Origin of the sequence: Clostridium sp. D43t1_170807_H7 (genome assembly GCF_015555905.1) — a bacterium.
Taxonomy (GTDB): Bacteria; Bacillota; Clostridia; order Clostridiales; family Clostridiaceae; genus Clostridium.
On sequence record NZ_JADNLK010000014.1, the window covers coordinates 60,585 to 82,112 of the forward strand.

Sequence of the window (21,528 nt, forward strand, 5' to 3'; positions counted from 1 at the left end):
TACTTTTAGAAAAATAAGGATTCAAGTTAAAAATGTAGGACAAGTTATAAATTAAAAATTATATAAAATGAATGAAAATTTAGGAGGAAGAAAAAATGAGAATAATAGAAGGAAATTTAGTAGCGGAAGGACTTAAGGTTGGAATAGTAGTAGGAAGATTTAATGAATTTATAGTATCAAAATTATTAGGTGGAGCTTTAGATGGTTTAAAGAGACATGGTGTAGAGGAAAATAATATAGATGTTGCATAGGTTCCAGGAGCATTTGAAATACCACTTGTAGCAAAGAAAATGGCTAAAAATGATGAGTATGATGTAGTAATTTGCTTAGGTGCAGTTATAAAGGGATCAACACCTCATTTTGATTATGATGGCACTCTGCATAATAGTATAAAAATATATAAACCTGCTTTTATGAAAGCTTATGATTATTTAGTTGCCAATGGTTATGCAAAGAAAAGAGAGTTTGAAGAAGAAGAAATAAGTAAATTTCTTGGTTTAAGTCCAAAGGATATGTGGAATACATTTATGCCTAATCTGCCAAAGTGTGAAAAAGAGAAGTGTAGTTCAATTATAGGATAAGCTATGATTGAATATATAGATAAAGGAGAAGTTCAGTTATATGATTGTACTATTGAAACACTTAATAAATTAAATGAATATGGATATAAATTAATATTTTTAAGTAATTGTAAGTCTAGTTATATGAATAAACATATAGAAAAATTTAATTTAAATAAGTATTTTATAGATTTTTATTGTAGTGAAGATTTTCACTTTATTCCTAAGTATGAAATTTTTAAGTTTATTAAGGAAAATTACCAAGGAGATTTTATTGTTGTTGGTGATAGATTTGTTGATATAGAATTAGCAAAAAAGCATAATTTATTTTCTATTGGTTGTAGTTATGGCTATGGAAATTATGATGAGCTTAAAGAGGCTGATTATATTATAGAGAATATTAAGGATATTATCCATATATTAGGGATATAGCTTTTATTAGCTATATCTCTTTTAAAAAAGTTAATAGTAGATATATTAAAGGAATAATGGTAGTAGATGTAGAATAAAAGAAATATGGTATATGGGTGTTTATAAGGAGGTGTATTATGACAATTATTAAAAATGAAATACCAATATTAGAATATGATGATAATGAACTTTCAGTTATAATGCCTAATCATGAGAAATTAGAGTTAAAACTACCTAAGAAAGCAGTCTTTGCTTTTTTAGGTAAGCATATTGATGAGTATGCTAATAAACACAATTGTAAGGTAGTTGCCGAATTTGAATCAGCAACTAAATCATATCCTATATACATAACTAATTATAAAGGCTATGAAATATGTTTATGTCAAGCTCCTGTAGGTTCTGCTGCAGCAACTCAAATATTAGATTGGTTAATTAGTTATGGAGTTAAAGAAGTAATATCGGCTGGTTCATGTGGTGCGTTGATTGATATACCAGAAAACACTTTTTTAGTTCCAACAAAGGCATTAAGAGATGAGGGAACTTCATATCATTATTTAAAACCTTCAAGATTTATTGAGTTAAATCAAATTGGGTTAAAAGCTATTGAATTTGCATTAAATGAGAATAATTATTCATATATAGAATGCATAACATGGAGTACTGATGGTTTTTTTAGAGAGACTAAAGATAAGGTTGATTATAGAAGAAGTGAGGGGTGCTCTGTTGTTGAAATGGAATGCTCAGCCTTAGCAGCATGTTCTAGTTTTAGGAACATAATATTTGGACAAATTTTATTTACAGCAGATACATTGGCTGATATAGAAAATTATGATGAGAGAGGCTGGGGTGGAGATTCATTTGAGATTGCTTTATCTTTATGCCTAGATTCTGTTATTAGTATAAAATGATTTAAATCTTTAAATTACTTTGATTATTCCAAAGAAGTCTGTATCAAAACTTATATATAAGTATTTTGATGCAGACTCTATTTATATTGTTTTTGAATTTTCATTAACATAATGGATAATTTGAATAACAATAAACTTTTCTATTTAACTCAACCTCCTAATACTTATTTCACCTGAATTTAATATTTTTATAGAACCATCATCATGTTTTATTACTAAAGAACCATCATTATTTATATCAATAGCTCTACCCTTGGAATAAATTCCACCACTTGTATACATTATCTCTTGATTTAGAATAATACTTCTTTTCTTATATTCTGAAATAAAGTTATAGTCTTTAATTTTGGGAATAATACTTAAAATATTATTCAGTATTTCTGCACAAAGTATATTTCTATTTATACCATTACTATTACCATTATAAAGAGAGTCTGCAATTTCTTTAAGATCATCTGGGAAATTATCTTTAGGATTATTAAAATTAATTCCTATTCCTAAAATTAAGTAGTCGATAGTTCCACTTTCAAAGTTAGTAGAAGCTTCTGTTAAGATACCACCTATCTTTTTATTATTTATATAAATATCATTTATCCATTTAATTTGACATTCTATGCCCGTAACTTTATGTATTGCATCACATATAGCTACAGATGAAGATGTTGTAATTAATACAGAATCCATTGCTGTTAGTGTTGGACGTAATATAATGCTCATATAAATACCTGTATTAGCTGGAGAGTAAAATGATCTGCCCATTCTACCTTTACCTTGTGTTTGTTCTTCTGAAATAACAACAGTTCCATGCTTAGCTCCAGATAAAGCTAATTTTTTTGCAACTTCATTAGTAGAGGAAGTTGTTTTATAAATATATATATCTACATTTGAAAAATCTTTATTTAAATATAGAGAAATACCTTCTTTAGATATAAGATCTGTATTATCTGCTAGGGAATATCCTTTGTTTGTTACAGCATTAATTGTATATCCATCATCTCTTAATGAATTTATAGCTTTCCAAATTGAAGTTCTTGATAGGTTTAAAGTTTTGGCCATTTCAGCGCCAGAAACCGTTTTTCCTTTATTTTCTTCTAAAACTTTTAAAACCTTACTTTTTAACATAATAATTTACCTCCTAGAAAAATTATATTGACTCAAAAATAGTTTGTCAATCAAGATATTAAAGTCAGTTAACAATTAAGTGTATATATTTATAAATAGGGTTAATTTGAAAAATATCCCAGAAAATTATGTAGATATAAAGTTGAGAAAAAAGTATTAATGTGACAATCATAAAAAAAGTCTATATAATATTAAATGAAGTTATGATAAAAGAAAGGGATGATTTAAAATGGGAGAAAGAAAAAATAAAGCAATAGAGTTGCATAGTAATAGATATACATGTTCTCAAGCTGTGGCATGTGCTTTTTGTGATTTAGTTGATGTGGATGAAGCTACAATGAAAGATATGGTTAGAAGATATAGTGGTGGAGCATATAAAGTATGTGGGGCTGTAATGGGTGCATATGTTATAGTTAATTACTTAAATGAAAATGTAAATCTAGAAAATCCAGCAGAACCAATTAAGGAAGATATAGAGCTGTTAAATGAAATAGAAAGAAGATTTAAAGAAAAAAATACATCAGTTTTATGTAAAGAATTAAAAGGAATTACTACAGGTACAGTTTTACGTTCTTGTAGAGGATGTGTAGAAGATGCAGCTGAAATACTAGAAGAAATAGTAAAGAAAAAGATGAATTGATGTTGTTAAATAAAGCTTATAAATTAAGGTAAGGTTGATTAATAAATTATACTAAAATTTAAGTAACTATATATGCAAAAATAAATATAATAACTGTGTGTCAATATTTAATGTTAATAATTAGTTATATAAAATAAGAAATTTATGGAACTTTTTATGTGCTTTATAAATCTAATAGGTATAAATTAAATTTTAGTTATGTAGTATGGGGGGTAAAAGAAGTGTTGAAGAAATTAATTTTATCAGAAAAAGATTATGAATATTTAACAAAAGGATTAGCTAGCGGGGTGGGCTTAGGAATAATAATTGGAGCTTTAGTAGAAGATATTTTATTTTTCTTTGCACTTGGAGGCATTTTAGGAATTATAGGATCAGGTATATTTTCATTTTATAGAAAATTTAAAGTAGATCATAAAATTTAATATTAATATTTTTTCATAAGAATTAAAAGGTTGTATCTAATAATTATTTATTATTAGTATAATCTTTTTTTTATTTTATAATAAACCTTATAAAAGTTAACAATGAAGCTACTAAAGTGAATATATTATTAATAATAATGAGAGTTAATTTAAAAGTAAGTATAACATTGAATAAATATACTGGAGGAATATAAAATGGATGTTAAAAAGCTTATATCAGAAATGACTTTGGTGGAAAAGGCAAGTCTTTGTTCGGGAAATGATTTTTGGCATACGAAACCTATTGAAAGATTGAAAATTCCTAACATTATGTTAAGTGATGGCCCTCATGGAATTAGAAAACAAGAATTATCAGGAGATAATTTAGGTATTTATAATAGTATAAAAGCAGTATGCTTTCCAACAGCATGCGCAACTGCATCATCTTTTGATTGCGAGTTAATGTACGAGTTAGGAGAAATATTAGCTATTGAATGTCAAAGTGAAAATATAGGCGTTATATTAGGTCCTGCTATAAATATTAAGAGATCTCCTTTATGTGGAAGAAATTTCGAGTATATTTCTGAAGATCCATATTTATCTTCACAAATGGCAAGTAGTTATATAAAAGGTATTCAAAGCAAAAATATTGGCACATGTCCTAAGCATTTTATTGCAAATAACCAAGAAACTAGGCGTATGACGTCTAGTTCTGAAATTGATGAAAGAACCCTTAGAGAAATATATTTGGCTTCATTTGAAAAGGCAGTAATTGATGCAAAACCTTGGACAGTTATGTGTTCATATAATAAGGTTAATGGTATACAAATTTCAGAAAGTAAGAGATTTTTAAATGATATATTAAGAGATGAATGGAATTTTGATGGATGTGTTGTTAGTGATTGGGGAGCAGTTAAAGATAGAGTAAAGGGGCTAGAGGCTGGTTTAGATTTAGAGATGCCATCATCTAATGGATTAAGGGATGAGTTAATAGTAAAGGCTGTTAAAGAAGGAAAGTTAGACATAAATACTCTTAATAAAGCCGTAGAAAGAATTTTGAATTTGATTTATAAACTTGAAGAAAATAAAAATACCAACACATTATATGATAAGGAGCTACATCATAAAATAGCTAGAAAAATAGAAAGTGAATCTATTATTTTATTAAAGAATGATAATATATTACCCTTAGATAGTGAATCTAAAACAGCATTTATCGGTTTATTTGCAGAAAATCCACGTTATCAAGGTGGAGGAAGTTCACATATAAATTCTTTTAAAGTAGAAAGTGCTTTAGACGCTGTCAAATCTAAACAAGAGATATTTTATGCTAAAGGATATAATATAGATGATGATATTATAGATGATAAATTAATTAATGAAGCAGTTAAATTAGCTAGTAATGTAGATACTGCTGTGATTTTTGCCGGATTACCAGATAGTTTTGAATCAGAGGGATATGATAGAAAACATATGAGATTACCAGAATGCCAAAATACTTTAATAGAATCAGTAAGTAAGGTTCAGCCTAATACCATAGTTATACTTCATAATGGATCACCAGTTGAAATGCCTTGGATAAATAATGTTAAAGGTATAATAGAAGTATATTTAGGCGGTGAGGCTGTAGGAGGTGCAACTATTGATGTATTATATGGTGATGTAAATCCAAGTGGAAAGCTAGCCGAAACATTCCCTATTAAATTAGAAGATAATCCTTCTTATATATTTTATGGTGGTGAAAAGGATAAGGTTGAATACAGGGAGGGAATTTTCGTAGGATATCGTTATTATGATAAAAAGAATGCTGAAGTATTATTTCCATTTGGATATGGTTTAAGCTATACAACTTTTGAATATTCTAATTTGAGATTAGATAAAAAGTCTATGAAAGATACAGAAACTTTAAAGGTATGTGTAGATATAAGTAATATAGGCAAAGTTTTTGGTAAAGAAGTACTTCAACTTTATATTGAAGATTTAGAGAGTACAGTTATTAGACCTATTAGAGAGTTAAAGGAATTTACAAAAGTAGCTTTAAAGCCTGGTGAAACTAAAACAGTAAAATTTGAATTATCCAAACGTGCTTTTGCTTATTACAACACTAAAATTAATGATTGGCATGTAGAAAGTGGAGAATTCAATATTGCTATTGGTAAATCATCAAGAGATATAGTTTGTAGAGAAAAAGTATTTGTTGAATCAACTGTGACTATACCTGTTATTTATGATGAAAATAGTACAATAGGTGATATTTTATCAAACCCTGAATCAGTTATCAAATTAAAGGCTTTATTTGATAAATATGCTTCAAAAAATGAATTTACAAGTATAAGTAAGGAGTACGCTTCATTAGAATCATTATCTCAAGAACTAATAGAAGAAACTATTAACTCTATTCCTTTAAGGCAATTAATTGTTTTTTTAGGTGGTGTATTTACTTACGATGATCTTAACGAAGTTATAAAATTGTTAAATGAATAAAATATAAATCTGAAATGATTTAGTTATCTATAAGATAATTGATACAAAGAATATACGTCAAAAAAGGTTATTGATTTGTTATATAAAATTGTTGATAACAACAATTTTATATAACAAATATTTATGCTGTATAGAAGATAAGTTATTAATATGATTTTAAAATAATCAGTATGAACTTTATATAAAATAATCTATACTAATATAAACTTAATTATTTTTATAATTTAGAGTAAAATATATAAAAAGTATAATAGTAAAGGAGTAAATATAATGGAAAATACAATAAATAGAATAAGAAAATTTAGAAAGGATAGAGAATGGGATCAATTTCATTCACCTTCTAATTTAGCAAAAGCAATTTCTATAGAAGCTGCAGAGTTATTAGAAGAATTTTTATGGGATAATGAAAATTATAATAAACAGAATGTTGAAGAAGAATTAGCTGATGTTATGGTCTATTGTCTACAGATGGCAGATGCTTTAAATGTTGATATAAATGATATTATTAATAAAAAAATGGATAAAAATGAAAAGAAATATCCAGTAGAAAAGTCTAGGGGAAACAGTAAAAAATATAATGAATTATAATTTTAAAGTTTTGTAATTATATGTATTGTAAATAAAATTAAAAAAATGTATAATTATTCTAAAACTTATAAGTAAAGGCAGGAAAGCAAATGAATAGGGGCAATTTAATTGATATTTTAAAAAATAAAATAGTAGTTCTAGATGGAGCTATGGGAACTAGTATACAAAACTTTAAGTTAACTGAAGAAGATTATAGAGGTGAGTTACTTAGGGATTTTAATAAAGAGCAAAAAGGTAATAACGATTTATTATCTATAACAAAGCCGGAAGTTATAAAAGAAATACATAGAAGTTTTTTAGAAGCTGGCGCAGATATAATTGAAACAAATACATTTAATTCAAATAGTATTTCACAAGAAGATTATGGTTTATCTCATCTAGTTTATGTTTTAAATTATAAATCAGCAAAACTAGCAAGAGAAATTGCTGATGAATTTACTGCAAAGAATCCTAATAAACCAAGGTTTGTAGCAGGCTCTGTAGGACCTACTAATAAAACAGCATCTTTATCACCAGATGTAGAAAATCCCGGATATAGAAATATAACTTTTGATGACCTTGTAGAATCTTATAGCGAACAAATTTCTGCACTTATGGATGGTGGAATAGATTGCTTATTAATAGAAACTATTTTTGATACATTAAATGCTAGAGCAGCTATAGTTGCAGCAAATAATGTTTATAAAACAAAAGGAAAAAGTCTTCCTATAATGATTTCAGGTACTTTAACTGATAAATCTGGAAGAACTTTATCAGGGCAAAAATTAGATGCTTTTGCACAATCTGTTAGAAATGAAAATGTTATTTCTATAGGATTAAATTGTTCTTTTGGTGGAGAAGATATAATACCATTTATAAAAGAATTGGCAAATACTCAAGATATGTTTATATCAGTTTATCCTAATGCAGGGTTACCTAATATTTTAGGTGAGTATGATGAATTACCTAATATAACTGCTGGATTTATAAGAGAATTAGCAGAAGAAAAAAAAGTTAATATAGTTGGTGGATGTTGTGGAACAACAGCAAGTCATATAAAAGCAATAGCTGATGCTGTAGAAGGATTACAACCTAGATCAATTCCTAAAATAAAAAGAGAAAGTATATATTGTGGACTTGAAGTAGTTATAAGTAATAAAGAAAATAACTTTATAAATATAGGGGAAAGAACCAATGTAGCTGGTTCAGCTAAATTTGCAAGACTTATTAGAGAAAAAAAATATGAAGAAGCGTTATCTATAGCAAAGGATCAAGTAGAAAATGGTGCTCAAATAATAGATGTTAATTTTGATGATGGCTTACTAGATAGTGCTAAAGAAATGGATTATTTCTTAAAACTGTTAGCATCTGAACCTGATATATCATCAAGACCTATCATGATAGACTCATCAAGATGGGAAGTTATTGAAGCAGGTCTTAAAAGTATTCAAGGAAAACCAATAGTAAACTCTATTTCTTTGAAAAACGGAGAAGAAGAATTCTTAAATCATGCTGAAGTTGTTAAAGAATTTGGAGCAGCTGTTGTAGTAATGGCATTTGATGAAGATGGACAGGCAGATACTTTTGAAAGAAAAAAAGAGATATGTGCTAGGGCATATGATTTATTAGTTAATAAATTGAAATTTCCACCACAAGATATAATATTTGATCCAAATATTTTGGCAATTGCTACGGGAATAGAAGAACATGATAATTATGCTGTTGATTTTATAAATGCAACTAGATGGATAAAAGAAAATCTTCCATATGCCAAAGTTTCAGGAGGAGTTTCTAATTTATCATTCTCATTTAGAGGTAATAATACTATAAGAGAAGCTATGCATTCAGTATTTTTATATCATGCAATCGAAGCAGGAATGGATATGGGAATTGTAAATCCAGGAATGATACAAATTTATGATGATATTCCAAAGGATTTATTAGAGCTAGTTGAGGATGTAGTTTTAAATAGGCGTAAAGATGCTGCAGAAAGATTATTAGATAAAGCAGAGGACTATAAGAATGGATCTACTACAACTCAAAGTAATAAAAATGCATGGAGAGAAAATAATTTAGATGAACGATTGAGCTATTCATTGGTTAAAGGGATAACTGAATATATTGAGGAATATTTAAAAGAAGCTGTTAACAAGTATCCTAAAGCTCTTAATATTATAGAAGGTCCATTAATGAATGGGATGACTAAAGTTGGAGAACTATTTGGAGATGGGAAAATGTTCTTACCTCAAGTTGTTAAGTCAGCAAGAGTTATGAAGAAAGCTGTTTCATTTTTACTTCCTTATATAGAAAAGGATAAAGAACAAGGTGAAACATCTAAAGCAGGTAAAATTCTTTTAGCAACAGTTAAGGGTGATGTCCATGACATTGGTAAAAATATTGTTGGTGTAGTTCTTGCTTGTAATAACTTTGAAATAATAGATTTAGGAGTTATGGTTCCTTGCGAAGATATAATAGAAACGGCTATTAAAGAAAATATAGATATAATTGGGCTAAGCGGTCTTATCACACCCTCTTTAGATGAAATGTGTCATATAGCATCTGAAATGGAAAAAAGAAATATGAATATACCAATAATAATTGGAGGAGCTACAACATCAAAACCACATACTGCATTAAAAATAGCTCCTAATTATAGTGGCACAATTGTATATGGATATGATGCTTCAAAAACAGTTGAAATATGCAAGAAGCTTTTAGGAGAGAATAAACATGAATATATTAAGTCTATTAAAGAAGAGTATGAAGAAATAAGAAATAATTATAATAAATATGAAAAGAAAATGATATCACTAGAAGAAGCTAGGGAAAAGAGACTTAAAATAGATTGGAATAATAGAATTATTTCTAAACCTAATTTTATAGGAATAAAGGAAGTTAGTGATTATAAAGTATCTGATTTAAGACCTTATATTGATTGGACATTCTTCTTTGTAGCATGGGATATGAAAAAGTTATATCCAGATATTTTAGAAGATTCAAACTATGGAGAAGAAGCTAAAAAGATATTTGATGATGCTAATAAAATGTTAGATTTTATAGAAAAAAATAATATTGTAAACATTAAAGGTGTCTTTGGAATTTTTAAAGCTAATTCAAACGGAGATAATATTGAAATTTATAATGAAGATAATAGTTTAGCTACAACATTTAATTTATTTAGAGAGCAAAGAGAAAAAAGCAAAGATGAGTATTTATGTCTTTCAGACTTTATTGCACCTAAAGAGTTACAAAAAGAAGATTATCTGGGTGGATTTATTGTAACAGCCGGTCTTGGAGCAAATGAATATGCTAAGAAGTTAGAATCAGAAGGTGATTCTTACAGTTCAATTATGTTAAAACTTGTGTGTGATAGGCTAGCTGAAGCTTTTGCTGAAAAGTTACATGAAGATATAAGGAAAGATTACTGGGGATATGCACCAAATGAAAATTTAAGTATGAAAGAGATATTTAAGGGTAGCTATAGAGGAATAAGACCAGCATTTGGATATCCATCACTTATTGACCAAAGTCAAATGAAAAGATTATTTGATATTTTAGATGGTGAAAATGTGACTGGAGTAAAACTTACTGAAAGTTATATGATGGATCCAGTATCTTCAGTATGTGGGTTATATTTTGCTTCAGAAGACTCAAGATATTTTAACTCTAATTTAATAGATAAAGATCAAGCTGAAGATTATGCAAGAAGATGTGGTTGGACTAAAGAAGAATTAGAAAATGCTTTACCTAATATACTATCATATAAATAAAATATATAGTTTAGGTAGATATATGGAAGGATAAACAAATGAATAAAAAATTAATTATAGAAAAAACAAAAGAATTTGTTAAGGAAAAGCTTTATGGTGAGGGGAGTGGACATGATTGGTTTCATATTGAAAGAGTATATAATTTATCTAGATATTTAGCAGAAAAAGAAAATGCAGATAGTTTTATTGTTGAAATGGCCGCTTTATTACATGATATAGATGATTGGAAGTTTTCAAGTAGTAATGATACTAATACTACTAATACAGAGGTATTTTTAAGAAAGATTCAAGTTAATGAGGAAGAATTAATTAAAATAATAAAAATTATTAATACTATTTCTTTTAAAGGAGGAGTAGTAGACTCAAGTCAAGAAACAATAGAAGGAAAAGTAGTTCAAGATGCAGATAGATTAGATGCTATTGGTGCCATAGGAATAGCTAGAACATTTGCTTATGGTGGAAATAAAAATAGAGTTATTTATGATCCTAATATTAAACCAATTAATTTTACCTCACTAGAAGAAGTAAAAAGTGAAAATAATCATACAATAAATCACTTTTATGAAAAATTATTAAAATTAAAAGATTTAATGAATACAAAATCAGCAAAAGAAATTGCTGAGAAAAGGCATAAATATATGGAAGAGTTTTTAAATGAATTTTATTCTGAATGGAATTTTAATTCAGATAATGCTTAATATAAAAACAGAGTTGAAGATTTCAACTCTGTTTTTATATTATATAATTAATTAAAATACAAGTAATTCCAGCAAATATTAATGAAACTGTATTAAGGCTCATTCTTATAGTACTTTTTAAATTAGATTTATTATAATTCTCCATCTTTAAAACTTCTAAATTAGCATTAGTAGCATACTGGGTATTGTTTTGACCTAATGACTGTAATAACAATTATATTATATTTCCAAGAATGTATTTAATTGACAAATATTTCAAATAGGTATATGATTTAAATATGAATTTATTTACAAAAATAATATAATATTAAAAAGCGTGTTAATAGAATCTGATAGAAAAGTTAATTCTGATCTAAAAGAGAGTGATTAATAAATTAAGTTAAAGTATATATAAATGCCTCTTTTCGTTTATATATATTATTTAGCTAGCTTTCTTTTTGATTAAGAAAGCTAGCTTTTTTTATAGTGAAAATTTGGAGGATGAGAATTATGAGAAAAATAGCTGTTATAAGTGCAATATTAGAAGAACCTAAAGAATGCCAAGAAAAATTTAATGGTGTAGTTTCAAGCTTTAGGGGAAGTATAAAAGGGAGAATGGGAATACCTTTTGAAGAAGGAATTTCAGTTATAAGTATTACTGTAATTGGTACATTAGAAGAAATAAATAGTTTAACAGGTAAGCTTGGTAATATTGATGGTGTAGTTGTAAAAACAGCTATTGCTAAAAGGGAGATTTAAATAAAAATATGCAAGTAAGGAACATTATAGACAAGCTATATAATACAACTAATGCATCAAGAGAAGAACTTTTATTTCTTTTAGATAATTTATCTCAAGAAAATAAAGCGTATTTAATAGAACAGTCTCATAAAGTTGCTCTAAAAAATTATGGTAAAAATGTTTATATAAGAGGTCTTATTGAATTTACAAATTATTGCATAAGAGATTGTAAATATTGTGGAATAAGAAAATCTAATGGTAAAGCTGATAGATATAGGCTTACTATAGAAGAGATTTTAGAATGTGCAGATATAGGCGATAGACTAGGATATAAGACATACGTATTACAAGGTGGAGAAGATCCATACTTTACTGATGAAAAGATGGTTGAAATCATAAAGAGGATAAAAGAAAAATATCCTAATAATGCAATAACTTTATCTTTAGGTGAGCGTTCATATAAATCATATGAGAAGATGTTTAATGCAGGTGCTGATAGGTATTTGTTAAGACATGAAACTGCTACTAAGGAATTGTATGATTCATTACATTCAAATGGAAGTTTTGAAAATAGAAGACAGTGTCTTAGAAACTTAAAAGAAATAGGATACCAAATAGGGGCAGGATTTATGGTAGGCCTACCTAATCAAAATAATAGTAACTTAATTGATGATTTAATATTCTTAAAAGAGTTAAATCCACATATGTGTGGAATTGGTCCATTTATTCCACATAAAGATACGCCACTTGCTAATGAACAAGCTGGAACTCTAGAAAAAACTACAACTATGTTAGCTTTAATTCGACTAATGTTACCTAAAATTTTATTACCGGCAACTACAGCTCTTGGAAGTATTGATCCACTGGGGCGTGAAAAAGGTCTTAAAGCTGGTGGTAATGTTGTAATGCCAAACCTTTCTCCAACTAGTGTTAGAGAAAAATACTCATTATATGATGGAAAAATATGTACTGGAGATGAAGCTGCAGAATGTAGATCATGTATTGAAAGAAGAATTAATGCTGCAGGATTTAACTTAGAGATTACACGTGGAGATAGCTTAGTATTAAGTGATAAGGAAAGAGAAAAGAGTAATAAAAAATTAGTTGATAACAAAAATAATGGAATTAAGTTAGATAATATTCTTTTTATAAATTAATAAGGAAGTGGAGAGAATTTAATGTATATTAATCATGAAGAGGTATATGAATTATTAGAAGAAGGAAAGAAGGCAACTAGAGAGGATATAATAAATATTTTAGAAAAAGCAAGAGAAAAGAAGGGAATTTCTCATAAAGATATTGCAGCATTACTTCAATTAGAAGATAAAGAATTAGAAGAAGAAATGTTTAAAGTTGCTGGAGAAATAAAAAAATCTATTTATGGGAAAAGAGTAGTTTTATTTGCACCATTATATATAAGTGATTATTGTGTTAACAATTGTGTTTATTGTGGTTATAAAAAATGTAATAGCTTCAATAGAAGAAAGTTAACTCAAGATGAAATAAAAGAAGAAGTTAAGATATTAGAAAAGATGGGCCATAAGAGGCTAGCATTAGAACTTGGTGAAGATCCAGTAAATGCTCCAATAGAATATGTTTTAGAAAGTTTAGACACGATTTATAAAACTCAAAACGAAAATGGAAATATAAGAAGGGTTAATGTAAATATTGCAGCAACTACAGTTGAAAATTATAAAAAACTTAAAGAGGCAAATATAGGGACCTATATTTTATTTCAAGAAACATATCATAAACCAACTTATGATGTAATGCATCCTAATTCATTAAAATCTAGCTATGAATATCATTTAAATGCTTTTGATAGAGCAATGGAAGCTGGAATTGAAGATGTTGGTGGAGGAGTATTATTTGGCCTATCAGACCCAAAATTTGAAGTTTTATCATTAATGATGCACAATGAACATCTTGAAAAAGAATTCGGAGTGGGTTTCCATACTATATCAGTTCCAAGACTTAGAGAAGCTGAAGGAGTTACTTTAGGAAATTTCCCTAATCTTTTAAGTGATGAAATGTTTAAAAAGGTAGTTGCTATAATTAGAATTGCAGTTCCTTTTACAGGAATAATTATGTCTACAAGAGAAGATGAAGAAATGAGAAGAGAAGCACTGAAATTTGGAGTAACTCAAGTAAGCTCTGGTTCTTCAACAGGTGTAGGCGGATATAAACAAAGAGAAGAAGGAAAAACCGTAGAACAGTTTAAAACATCAGATGAAAGAACGCCAATAGAAGTTTTAAACTGGTTATTGGATGAGGGATATATACCTAGCTATTGTACAGCATGTTACAGAAAAGGAAGAACAGGAGAGACCTTTATGGGCCTTGCAAAAACTGGAGAAATTCAAAAAATGTGTGAGCCAAATGCATTGATGACTTTAATGGAATATGCGTTGGATTATGGTGATGAAAGTACATGTAAAAAGGCAGAGAAATTAGTAATGAAAGAAGCTGAAAAAATAAATAATGAAGCTATAAGAAAATTCATTAATGATGGAATAATTAAATTAAAAGAAGGTCAAAGGGATATTTATATTTAGGAGGTCTAAATGAATAGTACACCAAATGCTAATAGAAAGCATATAGCAATATTCGGAAAAACAAATGTAGGAAAATCATCATTAGTTAATAGTATTTGTGGTCAAGAAATTGCAATTGTATCAGAAGTTGCAGGAACTACAACAGATCCAGTTTTAAAGGCCATGGAGCTTATACCACTAGGTCCAGTTTTATTTATAGATACAGCAGGGCTTGATGATAAAAGTGAAGTAGGTAAACTTAGAATAAAAAGAACAATGGATATGATGAAGAGGACAGATTTTGCCTTATATGTAATGGATGTAAATAACATAGATTCTAATGATTATGAAGAAATAAAATTAGAATTTAAAAAATATAATATACCTTATTTATTAGTTATAAACAAAATAGAAGATATAGAAAAAGATAAGTTAGACCAAATAAAAGAAAAATATACAGAAGCAATTTTTGTTTCTACTTACACAAAAGAAGGTATAGATAAGTTAAAAAATGAACTTATTAGTAAGTTACAAAATTCTGAAAATGAAATTCCTATAATAGGCGATTTAGTTCCTTATGGAGGAAAAGTTATATTAGTAGTACCCATAGATTCAGAGGCGCCAAAAGGCAGAATAATACTTCCACAAGTACAATGTATAAGAGATTGTTTAGATAATGGAATTAAGACATATGTAGTTAGAGACACAGAACTTGCTTCTGCTTTAGGAGATATAAAAGATGTAGATTTGGTAGTTACAGACTCTCAAGCTTTTAAAAAGGTAAGTGAAATAGTACCTGCAAATATTAAATTAACAGGATTTTCAATTCTTTTTGCTAATCATAAAGGTGATTTAAAGTCTTTTGTTAATGGAGCAAGAAAGATTGATTCATTAAATAAAGATTCTAAAGTATTAATATCAGAAAGCTGTACCCATAATATTTCTCATGAAGATATAGGAAGAATAAAAATACCTAAACTTTTGAATAAATATGTAGGTGCAGAGCTTAACTATGATTTTAGAGTTGGGCATGATTTTCCAGAAAATATTAAAGATTATGATTTAATTATTCATTGTGGTGGATGTATGATAAATAGAAAAACAATATTAAATAGAATTGATTTTTGTAGAGATGAAGAAGTTCCTATTACTAATTATGGTATAGTATTAGCCTTTTTAACTGGAATATTAGATAGAAGTTTAGAAATCTTTAAAAATAATTAGTTACTTTATTACAAATATCTTTATTAAAATAAATAATAAGGTTGTCCAATTGAATTGTGGCAATCTTATTATTTGTTTTATAACAATTATTAGATGAAGTATACTGAGTTTATTTAACTATATTTTAAAGTTACATTGATTTAAAAATATATCTGAACATTCATTAATAAAATTAATATAATCATCTTCATGGAGAATTATTGGGCATGTTGTACTAAAATTTTTATTTAAGCATTTATACTTAAAATCATTAAAAATATTTATTGATTTATTTAGCTTTATAGGGAGAAAATCGGTAAATGATGTTTCTATTATAGTTATTTTAGATATAAAGTTAACTATTGATTTTATATCATAATTTTTCATATTTTCATTTATTATTACATTAGACCTAAAATTTCTAAGATTATATTTAGAAAGAAAAAAATTTTCAACATTTTCGTCAAAATAGTTATCAAGCCAAAGATGAATATAATAACCCATAGCAAATGATTCCTCTGAATAGTTTAAACTCTTATTAGATAAATTTAATTTAAATTTTGTTAAATCACATTTATCGCTTGGATTCTCTTTAAAGTGAGAGAAACATTCCTTGGGAATATCATTAAAAATAACATAATAGTTAGGAGCAATATTACCTAATATTAAAAATATAACCATTTTGATGATAGAGTAATTTATATGGATGTTAATATGTCACAGAATGGAAAGGAAGTCCATGATAAACTTATAGAAATGATGAGTGAAATACCTTATATTAAATTTAATAAAAAAGATGGTAAAGATAAGATTTTTCATGTAACATTGAGTTCAAAAAGAATTCAAAATATATATGAAAAGCTATGGGATTATATAATAAAATTTCCTTGTAACTATAATTGTGAATTTGATAATATTTGCATTTATAAATGGGAAGATAATACTTGGGTATTGCATAAAGAATTTTTATTTAAGAAATAATTTAGAAATATAAAACATCGTAAAGCTTTCTTTATTGATGTTTTTTAATTATATAAACATATAATTAATATTGTGTACATAGATTATTATAGAATAATTACATATGGAGGAAATATGAAAAGAGTATTAATTATTAAACCATTATTATATGGTATTTTTATTTTACTTGCATATTATATTACATTTAAAACAGAATTATTTTTTACTAATGAAGAAGTAACAACATTTATTAGTTATATGGAACAAAGAAATAATTTTTTAGGTGCAACTAATTTCATGATATGGCTAGTAATAATTTCTGCATTAGTAGTAACAGCTTTAAATAAGATAGATAAAGTTAAAAAGCAATCATAAATTATATTTATAGAAATATAAATGAGATAAAATATAAAAAGATATTATAGATAATCACTAAGAATATGTGTTGTGTGATTATCTATTTTTTTATAAAAAAGCTTGTAAACCTTTAACATTTTAATCACTTTAACAACAAAAATTTACTAAAATACTAATAAAATATAAAAAAATAATAAAATATTTTAATAAAACTCTTTCTTTTTTGTAGATTTAATATTATAATATAAGAAATAATAACCTTATATGGTTATTATAGTAAACACAACTTACAATAGGATTAGTGATTATATTAAGGTACTCGATAAATTATTAAGTACAATTGGGGAAAAAGTAACTATATTATTTATATTAACTATAATTTAAAGTTTTAATAAGAATAGTTCATAAAATTTTAAGAAATCATTAAATCAAATTGTAATAAGTATTTTTATTTTAAAAGGGGGCAATTTCAATGAAAAATCCAAAATTGAAAAAACTATGTGCAGTATTAATGGCTGCAACTATTAGTACATCTCTATTCGTTGGATGTGGTAGTAATGATACATCTAATGAACAAAGTAAATCTAATAGTACTTCTACAGAGGTAAAACAGGAGATTATTTATAACTTAGGAGCTGATCCACAAACAATTGATCCAGTGCTCAACACAGCTATAGATGGCTCAAATATTATTGTTAATGCTTTTGAATGTTTAATGGTACTTAATGATAAAAATGAAGCTGAACCTGCTGCAGCTGAAAGTTATGAAGTTTCTGATGACGGTTTAGTTTATACATTTAAGCTAAGAGAAAATGGTAAATGGTCAGATGGACAACCAGTTACAGCTAATGATTTCTACTATGCTTGGATGAGAGGAATGGATAAAAATACTGCTGCTGAGTATTGCTATCAATTCTTTTATATTAAAAATGCTGAAAAATATTACAATGGGGAAGTTTCAGCAGATGAAGTTGGTCTTAAGGTATTAGATGATTATACTTTAGAAATTACATTGGAAGCACCTACTGCATACTTTACTCAATTACTAGCTCATCAAACTTACTCACCAGTAAGAGAAGATATTGTTTCTGCTAATCCAGATACTTGGGCTACTAGTCCTGAAACATATATTGGGAATGGGGCATTTAAATTAGTAAAATGGGATATGAAAGATCAATTAATATTTGAAAAGAATGAAAATTATTGGGATGCAGATAATGTAAAATTAGAAAAATTAACATTTAAGTTAGTAACAGATGAAACAACTGCTTACTCTGAATTAAAATCTGGTAATTTTGATGTTGTAAATTCTGTTCCTTCAAATGAAATTGAACCTGGTAAAGAAGAAGGTTTAGTTCATATAATACCAAAGCTTGGTACCTATTTCTTTGCAATTAATGTTGGTAAACAAAATAATCTAGGTGATGATGTAAAGAAAGCATTAAGTAATAAATTAGTAAGACAGGCTATGTGTTTAGCTATTGATAGGCAAGAAATAATAGATAATGTTGGTAAAGCTGATCAAGTTGCTGCTTATAGCTTTGTTCCACTAGGAATTCCATCAACAGATGGAGGTGAATTCTCTGATAAAGAATATTATGATCCGAAAGATATGGAAGGGAATATTGAAAAAGCAAAGGAATTATTAAAAGAAGCAGGCTACGAAAATGGCAAAGGACTTCCAACTATTGAGTTAATGTATAACTCAGAAGGTTCTCATAAAGACGTTTGTCAGATTGTACAGCAAAATTTAGCTGAAGTTGGTATAAATGTTGAATTAACAAATCAAGAATGGGCAGTATTTTTAGATACAAGACAAAATGGGGATTATCAAATTGCAAGACATGGTTGGATTGGTGACTATAGTGATCCTATGACATTCTTAGATATGTGGGTAACTAATGGTGGTAATAATGATGCAGGATTTAGCAATGCGGAATATGATTCCTTAATAGCTGAAGCAAAAATTGAAACTGATATTGAAAAGAGGGAATCATTATTAAGAGAAGCAGAATATATATTAATGGATGAAATGCCTGTTATTCCAATATATTTCTATACAACAGTAATGGGATGGAATGACGATGTTGAAGGTATTTTAGTAACAGCTTTAGGTAAAGTTCATTTTAAAAATGCTTATAAAGTAGCAAAATAATCAAAAAGAGAGTCAAATTTGACTCTCTTTTTGATTATAAATATAAAAATACACCTAAAAACCACAATAAAATTTAATTGTTTTAGGTCTAAACCTTTAATATTTACAACTATAAATAAACTTTTTAAATAAATTTAAGGTTGTATTATCATATGGCGCCATCATTTCAGGATGCCATTGTATTCCTACTACAAATGGTTTATTTATCATTTCAATAGATTCAATAATTCCATCAGGAGATATAGACGTATTCTTAAAATTAGGGGCAACTTCTTTAACTGCTTGGTGATGAGCACTATTAACAATGTAATTATTACCAAATATTTCGTGTACAATGCTATTTTCTTCAATATAAACAGGATGGCACTTTTCAGAAAGATGACTTTCTTGTTTATGAAGAATTGGTGAATCTGTAGCATATGATATATCTTGATGTAATGTTCCACCACAAGCAACATTAAGAATCTGACATCCTCTACATATTCCTAATATGGGCATATTTAATTCAAGGGCTTTTTGGGCTAAATTAATATGATACCAATCAACTAAATCGTTACAATTTCCTAAAAGGGGTCTAGGAAGCTCTTTATATGATAGTGGATTAACATCAATACCTCCTGGAAGTAATAATCCATTACATATAGATAATTGATCACTTAAAATATCAATATCATTTATTAAAGGCAAAATAACAGGAATTCCTCCAGCATCTGCAATTGCTTTTGAATAGTTATTATTTATTCTAGTAAAATCTTCACCTGCAAATTCTATTCTAGAATCCTTAACTATTCCACCAGCTATAGCAATCAGTGGTTTTTTCATTTTATCGCCTCCTTGAAATAAATCTTCATTATATATTATACGAAAAAAAGGAAATTTTTTAAACATTTATAATGAAAAAATGTATATATTTATAATATTGTTTTCTATTAATATGTTATTATGGGAACGAAATCCAATAGAAATTATAAGATGTATTGTAAGCATTTATGGAGGTAATATAAAATAGTAACTATATCAAAATCAAATTATACTTATGATAAAATGATTATAGATTTACAATCTTTCAAAAAAATATATAGAGATAATTTAGATATAAATATTATTGGTAAATCTCTTGATAATAGAGATATTTACGAAGTAATATTAGGAAAAAGTAATAGTGAAAAACATGTATTAATCCATGCAGGAATTCATGGTAGGGAATATTTAACATCTTTATTAGTTATGAAGCAAATAGAATATTATTTAAATAATTATGAAAGTAAAGAATATTGTGGAATTAAATATAGAGATTTATTTAACTCAGTAGCATTTCACTTAATTCCAATGGTAAATCCAGACGGAATTACAATAAGTCAAATAGGAGTAAAAGGAATAAGAAGTAAAGAATTAAAAGATTCTATTTATGAATGCTATTATAATGATTTAAACTGTAGATATACTTGTGATAGATTTAAAAGTTATCTAAGAAAATGGAAGGCAAATGCTAGAGGAGTTGATTTAAATAGAAACTTTAATGCTGGATGGGACGAAATAAATCAAAGTAAAAAATCTTCATTTGAGAATTATAAAGGAGAGTTTTCTAATTCAGAACCTGAATCTAAAGCACTCGTTAATTTAGTTGATAAATATAATTTTATTTATACAATTAGTTACCATTCATCAGGAAATTTAATTTACTGGGATTATAAGGATAGTTTAGTTAAAAATGAATGTAGTAAACTAGCAGATCTTATTGCATGTGTAACAGGATATACAAAAGAAAAAAGTGATAGTGAATGTGTAGAAGTTGTTCCTGGTGGATTTAAGGATTGGGCTTCATCTAAATCAAATAATCCAATACCAAGTATAACTATTGAAGTTGGCCTAGGAACATGTCCTTTAAAAAATTCAGAGTTTAAAGATATTTGGAATGCTAATTATAAAGTTTTAGCAGCTATTGCATATATGTTGAAATAGTATTGGAATTGATTCTATATTAGATATTGAAATTATTTCCAAAGATAAAGTATAATAATATTAAGTGATATCATTA

18 protein-coding genes and 2 pseudogenes are annotated in these 21,528 nt (G+C 27.2%); 17 read left to right on the plus strand and 3 right to left on the minus strand.

Going from position 1 to position 21,528, the window contains the following annotated elements; genetic code table 11:
- Positions 1–95: 95 nt before the first annotated feature.
- From ribH to I2E98_RS10495, 3 genes and pseudogenes are all read left to right on the plus strand, one after another.
- Positions 96–368: pseudogene (ribH, locus tag I2E98_RS10485) on the plus strand (6,7-dimethyl-8-ribityllumazine synthase); the annotation flags it as partial.
- 216 nt (positions 369–584) lie between these two features.
- Entirely contained in the window at positions 585–992 is a 408-nt protein-coding gene (locus I2E98_RS10490; protein WP_195468866.1) for an HAD-IA family hydrolase, read from the plus strand.
- A 116-nt stretch (positions 993–1,108) separates the two neighbouring features.
- Positions 1,109–1,879 carry a nucleoside phosphorylase gene (locus I2E98_RS10495; protein WP_195468867.1) on the plus strand — a complete coding sequence of 257 codons (771 nt, stop codon included), beginning with the start codon at positions 1,109–1,111 and terminating at the stop codon, positions 1,877–1,879.
- Positions 1,880–2,023: 144 nt separating this feature from the next.
- Here I2E98_RS10495 and I2E98_RS10500 read toward each other — a convergent pair whose 3' ends face one another.
- Positions 2,024–3,001, minus strand: coding sequence for a biotin--[acetyl-CoA-carboxylase] ligase (locus I2E98_RS10500; protein ID WP_207737599.1), 978 nt, complete (start codon positions 2,999–3,001; stop codon positions 2,024–2,026).
- Between the two features lie 229 nt (positions 3,002–3,230).
- Here I2E98_RS10500 and I2E98_RS10505 point away from each other — a divergent pair, with 229 nt between their 5' ends.
- The 10 genes from I2E98_RS10505 (at position 3,231) to hydF (ending at position 16,039) form a co-directional block, all read left to right on the plus strand.
- Complete coding sequence (locus tag I2E98_RS10505) at positions 3,231–3,641, plus strand: C-GCAxxG-C-C family protein (protein WP_195468868.1); 411 nt, start codon at positions 3,231–3,233, stop codon at positions 3,639–3,641.
- A gap of 221 nt (positions 3,642–3,862) precedes the next feature.
- Positions 3,863–4,063: a hypothetical protein gene (locus tag I2E98_RS10510; RefSeq protein ID WP_195468869.1), complete on the plus strand. Its 201-nt coding sequence runs from the start codon at positions 3,863–3,865 to the stop codon at positions 4,061–4,063.
- Positions 4,064–4,258: 195 nt separating this feature from the next.
- Positions 4,259–6,526: a glycoside hydrolase family 3 C-terminal domain-containing protein gene (locus I2E98_RS10515; RefSeq protein WP_195468870.1), complete on the plus strand. Its 2,268-nt coding sequence runs from the start codon at positions 4,259–4,261 to the stop codon at positions 6,524–6,526.
- A gap of 270 nt (positions 6,527–6,796) precedes the next feature.
- Positions 6,797–7,114 carry a nucleotide pyrophosphohydrolase gene (locus I2E98_RS10520; protein WP_195468871.1) on the plus strand — a complete coding sequence of 106 codons (318 nt, stop codon included), beginning with the start codon at positions 6,797–6,799 and terminating at the stop codon, positions 7,112–7,114.
- An 89-nt stretch (positions 7,115–7,203) separates the two neighbouring features.
- The gene (metH, locus tag I2E98_RS10525; RefSeq protein ID WP_195468872.1) at positions 7,204–10,863 is read left to right on the plus strand and encodes a methionine synthase; all 3,660 of its coding nucleotides are present in this window, start codon (positions 7,204–7,206) and stop codon (positions 10,861–10,863) included.
- 38 nt (positions 10,864–10,901) lie between these two features.
- Positions 10,902–11,561 (plus strand): HD domain-containing protein, encoded by a 660-nt coding sequence (locus tag I2E98_RS10530; RefSeq protein WP_195468873.1) that lies wholly within the window; start codon positions 10,902–10,904, stop codon positions 11,559–11,561.
- Positions 11,562–12,050: 489 nt separating this feature from the next.
- Positions 12,051–12,299 carry a TM1266 family iron-only hydrogenase system putative regulator gene (locus tag I2E98_RS10535; protein ID WP_195468874.1) on the plus strand — a complete coding sequence of 83 codons (249 nt, stop codon included), beginning with the start codon at positions 12,051–12,053 and terminating at the stop codon, positions 12,297–12,299.
- Between the two features lie 8 nt (positions 12,300–12,307).
- Positions 12,308–13,438 carry a [FeFe] hydrogenase H-cluster radical SAM maturase HydE gene (gene hydE / locus I2E98_RS10540; protein WP_195468875.1) on the plus strand — a complete coding sequence of 377 codons (1,131 nt, stop codon included), beginning with the start codon at positions 12,308–12,310 and terminating at the stop codon, positions 13,436–13,438.
- Positions 13,439–13,459: 21 nt separating this feature from the next.
- On the plus strand, positions 13,460–14,836 hold the full coding sequence (hydG, locus tag I2E98_RS10545; RefSeq protein WP_195468876.1) for a [FeFe] hydrogenase H-cluster radical SAM maturase HydG: 1,377 nt from the start codon (positions 13,460–13,462) through the stop codon (positions 14,834–14,836).
- A 9-nt stretch (positions 14,837–14,845) separates the two neighbouring features.
- Entirely contained in the window at positions 14,846–16,039 is a 1,194-nt protein-coding gene (gene hydF, locus I2E98_RS10550; protein ID WP_195468877.1) for a [FeFe] hydrogenase H-cluster maturation GTPase HydF, read from the plus strand.
- 117 nt (positions 16,040–16,156) lie between these two features.
- Here the strand turns inward: hydF and I2E98_RS10555 are convergent, their stop codons facing one another.
- Complete coding sequence (locus I2E98_RS10555) at positions 16,157–16,522, minus strand: hypothetical protein (RefSeq protein WP_195468878.1); 366 nt, start codon at positions 16,520–16,522, stop codon at positions 16,157–16,159.
- A 180-nt stretch (positions 16,523–16,702) separates the two neighbouring features.
- Here I2E98_RS10555 and I2E98_RS10560 point away from each other — a divergent pair.
- From I2E98_RS10560 to I2E98_RS10570, 3 genes and pseudogenes are all read left to right on the plus strand, one after another.
- A pseudogene (locus I2E98_RS10560) lies at positions 16,703–16,999 on the plus strand (2'-5' RNA ligase family protein); the annotation flags it as partial.
- Between the two features lie 114 nt (positions 17,000–17,113).
- On the plus strand, positions 17,114–17,353 hold the full coding sequence (locus I2E98_RS10565) for a hypothetical protein (RefSeq protein WP_195468880.1): 240 nt from the start codon (positions 17,114–17,116) through the stop codon (positions 17,351–17,353).
- A gap of 454 nt (positions 17,354–17,807) precedes the next feature.
- Complete coding sequence (locus tag I2E98_RS10570) at positions 17,808–19,490, plus strand: peptide ABC transporter substrate-binding protein (RefSeq protein ID WP_195468881.1); 1,683 nt, start codon at positions 17,808–17,810, stop codon at positions 19,488–19,490.
- A 96-nt stretch (positions 19,491–19,586) separates the two neighbouring features.
- Here I2E98_RS10570 and I2E98_RS10575 read toward each other — a convergent pair whose 3' ends face one another.
- Entirely contained in the window at positions 19,587–20,312 is a 726-nt protein-coding gene (locus tag I2E98_RS10575) for a gamma-glutamyl-gamma-aminobutyrate hydrolase family protein (RefSeq protein ID WP_195468882.1), read from the minus strand.
- Between the two features lie 222 nt (positions 20,313–20,534).
- Between I2E98_RS10575 and I2E98_RS10580 the strand changes: the two genes are divergently transcribed.
- Entirely contained in the window at positions 20,535–21,452 is a 918-nt protein-coding gene (locus I2E98_RS10580; protein WP_195468883.1) for a M14 family zinc carboxypeptidase, read from the plus strand.
- Positions 21,453–21,528 lie beyond the last annotated feature (76 nt).

Bases quoted from the DNA above. Each gene is read 5' to 3' on its own strand.
- I2E98_RS10490 (WP_195468866.1), top strand. From the start codon at position 585: ATGATTGAATATATAGATAAAGGAGAAGTTCAGTTATATGATTGTACT.
- I2E98_RS10495 (WP_195468867.1), top strand. From the start codon at position 1,109: ATGACAATTATTAAAAATGAAATACCAATATTAGAATATGATGATAAT.
- I2E98_RS10500 (WP_207737599.1), bottom strand. From the start codon at position 3,001: ATGTTAAAAAGTAAGGTTTTAAAAGTTTTAGAAGAAAATAAAGGAAAA.
- I2E98_RS10505 (WP_195468868.1), top strand. From the start codon at position 3,231: ATGGGAGAAAGAAAAAATAAAGCAATAGAGTTGCATAGTAATAGATAT.
- I2E98_RS10515 (WP_195468870.1), top strand. From the start codon at position 4,259: ATGGATGTTAAAAAGCTTATATCAGAAATGACTTTGGTGGAAAAGGCA.
- I2E98_RS10520 (WP_195468871.1), top strand. From the start codon at position 6,797: ATGGAAAATACAATAAATAGAATAAGAAAATTTAGAAAGGATAGAGAA.
- metH (WP_195468872.1), top strand. From the start codon at position 7,204: ATGAATAGGGGCAATTTAATTGATATTTTAAAAAATAAAATAGTAGTT.
- I2E98_RS10530 (WP_195468873.1), top strand. From the start codon at position 10,902: ATGAATAAAAAATTAATTATAGAAAAAACAAAAGAATTTGTTAAGGAA.
- I2E98_RS10535 (WP_195468874.1), top strand. From the start codon at position 12,051: ATGAGAAAAATAGCTGTTATAAGTGCAATATTAGAAGAACCTAAAGAA.
- hydE (WP_195468875.1), top strand. From the start codon at position 12,308: ATGCAAGTAAGGAACATTATAGACAAGCTATATAATACAACTAATGCA.
- hydG (WP_195468876.1), top strand. From the start codon at position 13,460: ATGTATATTAATCATGAAGAGGTATATGAATTATTAGAAGAAGGAAAG.
- hydF (WP_195468877.1), top strand. From the start codon at position 14,846: ATGAATAGTACACCAAATGCTAATAGAAAGCATATAGCAATATTCGGA.
- I2E98_RS10555 (WP_195468878.1), bottom strand. From the start codon at position 16,522: ATGGGTTATTATATTCATCTTTGGCTTGATAACTATTTTGACGAAAAT.
- I2E98_RS10565 (WP_195468880.1), top strand. From the start codon at position 17,114: ATGAAAAGAGTATTAATTATTAAACCATTATTATATGGTATTTTTATT.
- I2E98_RS10570 (WP_195468881.1), top strand. From the start codon at position 17,808: ATGAAAAATCCAAAATTGAAAAAACTATGTGCAGTATTAATGGCTGCA.
- I2E98_RS10575 (WP_195468882.1), bottom strand. From the start codon at position 20,312: ATGAAAAAACCACTGATTGCTATAGCTGGTGGAATAGTTAAGGATTCT.
- I2E98_RS10580 (WP_195468883.1), top strand. From the start codon at position 20,535: ATGATTATAGATTTACAATCTTTCAAAAAAATATATAGAGATAATTTA.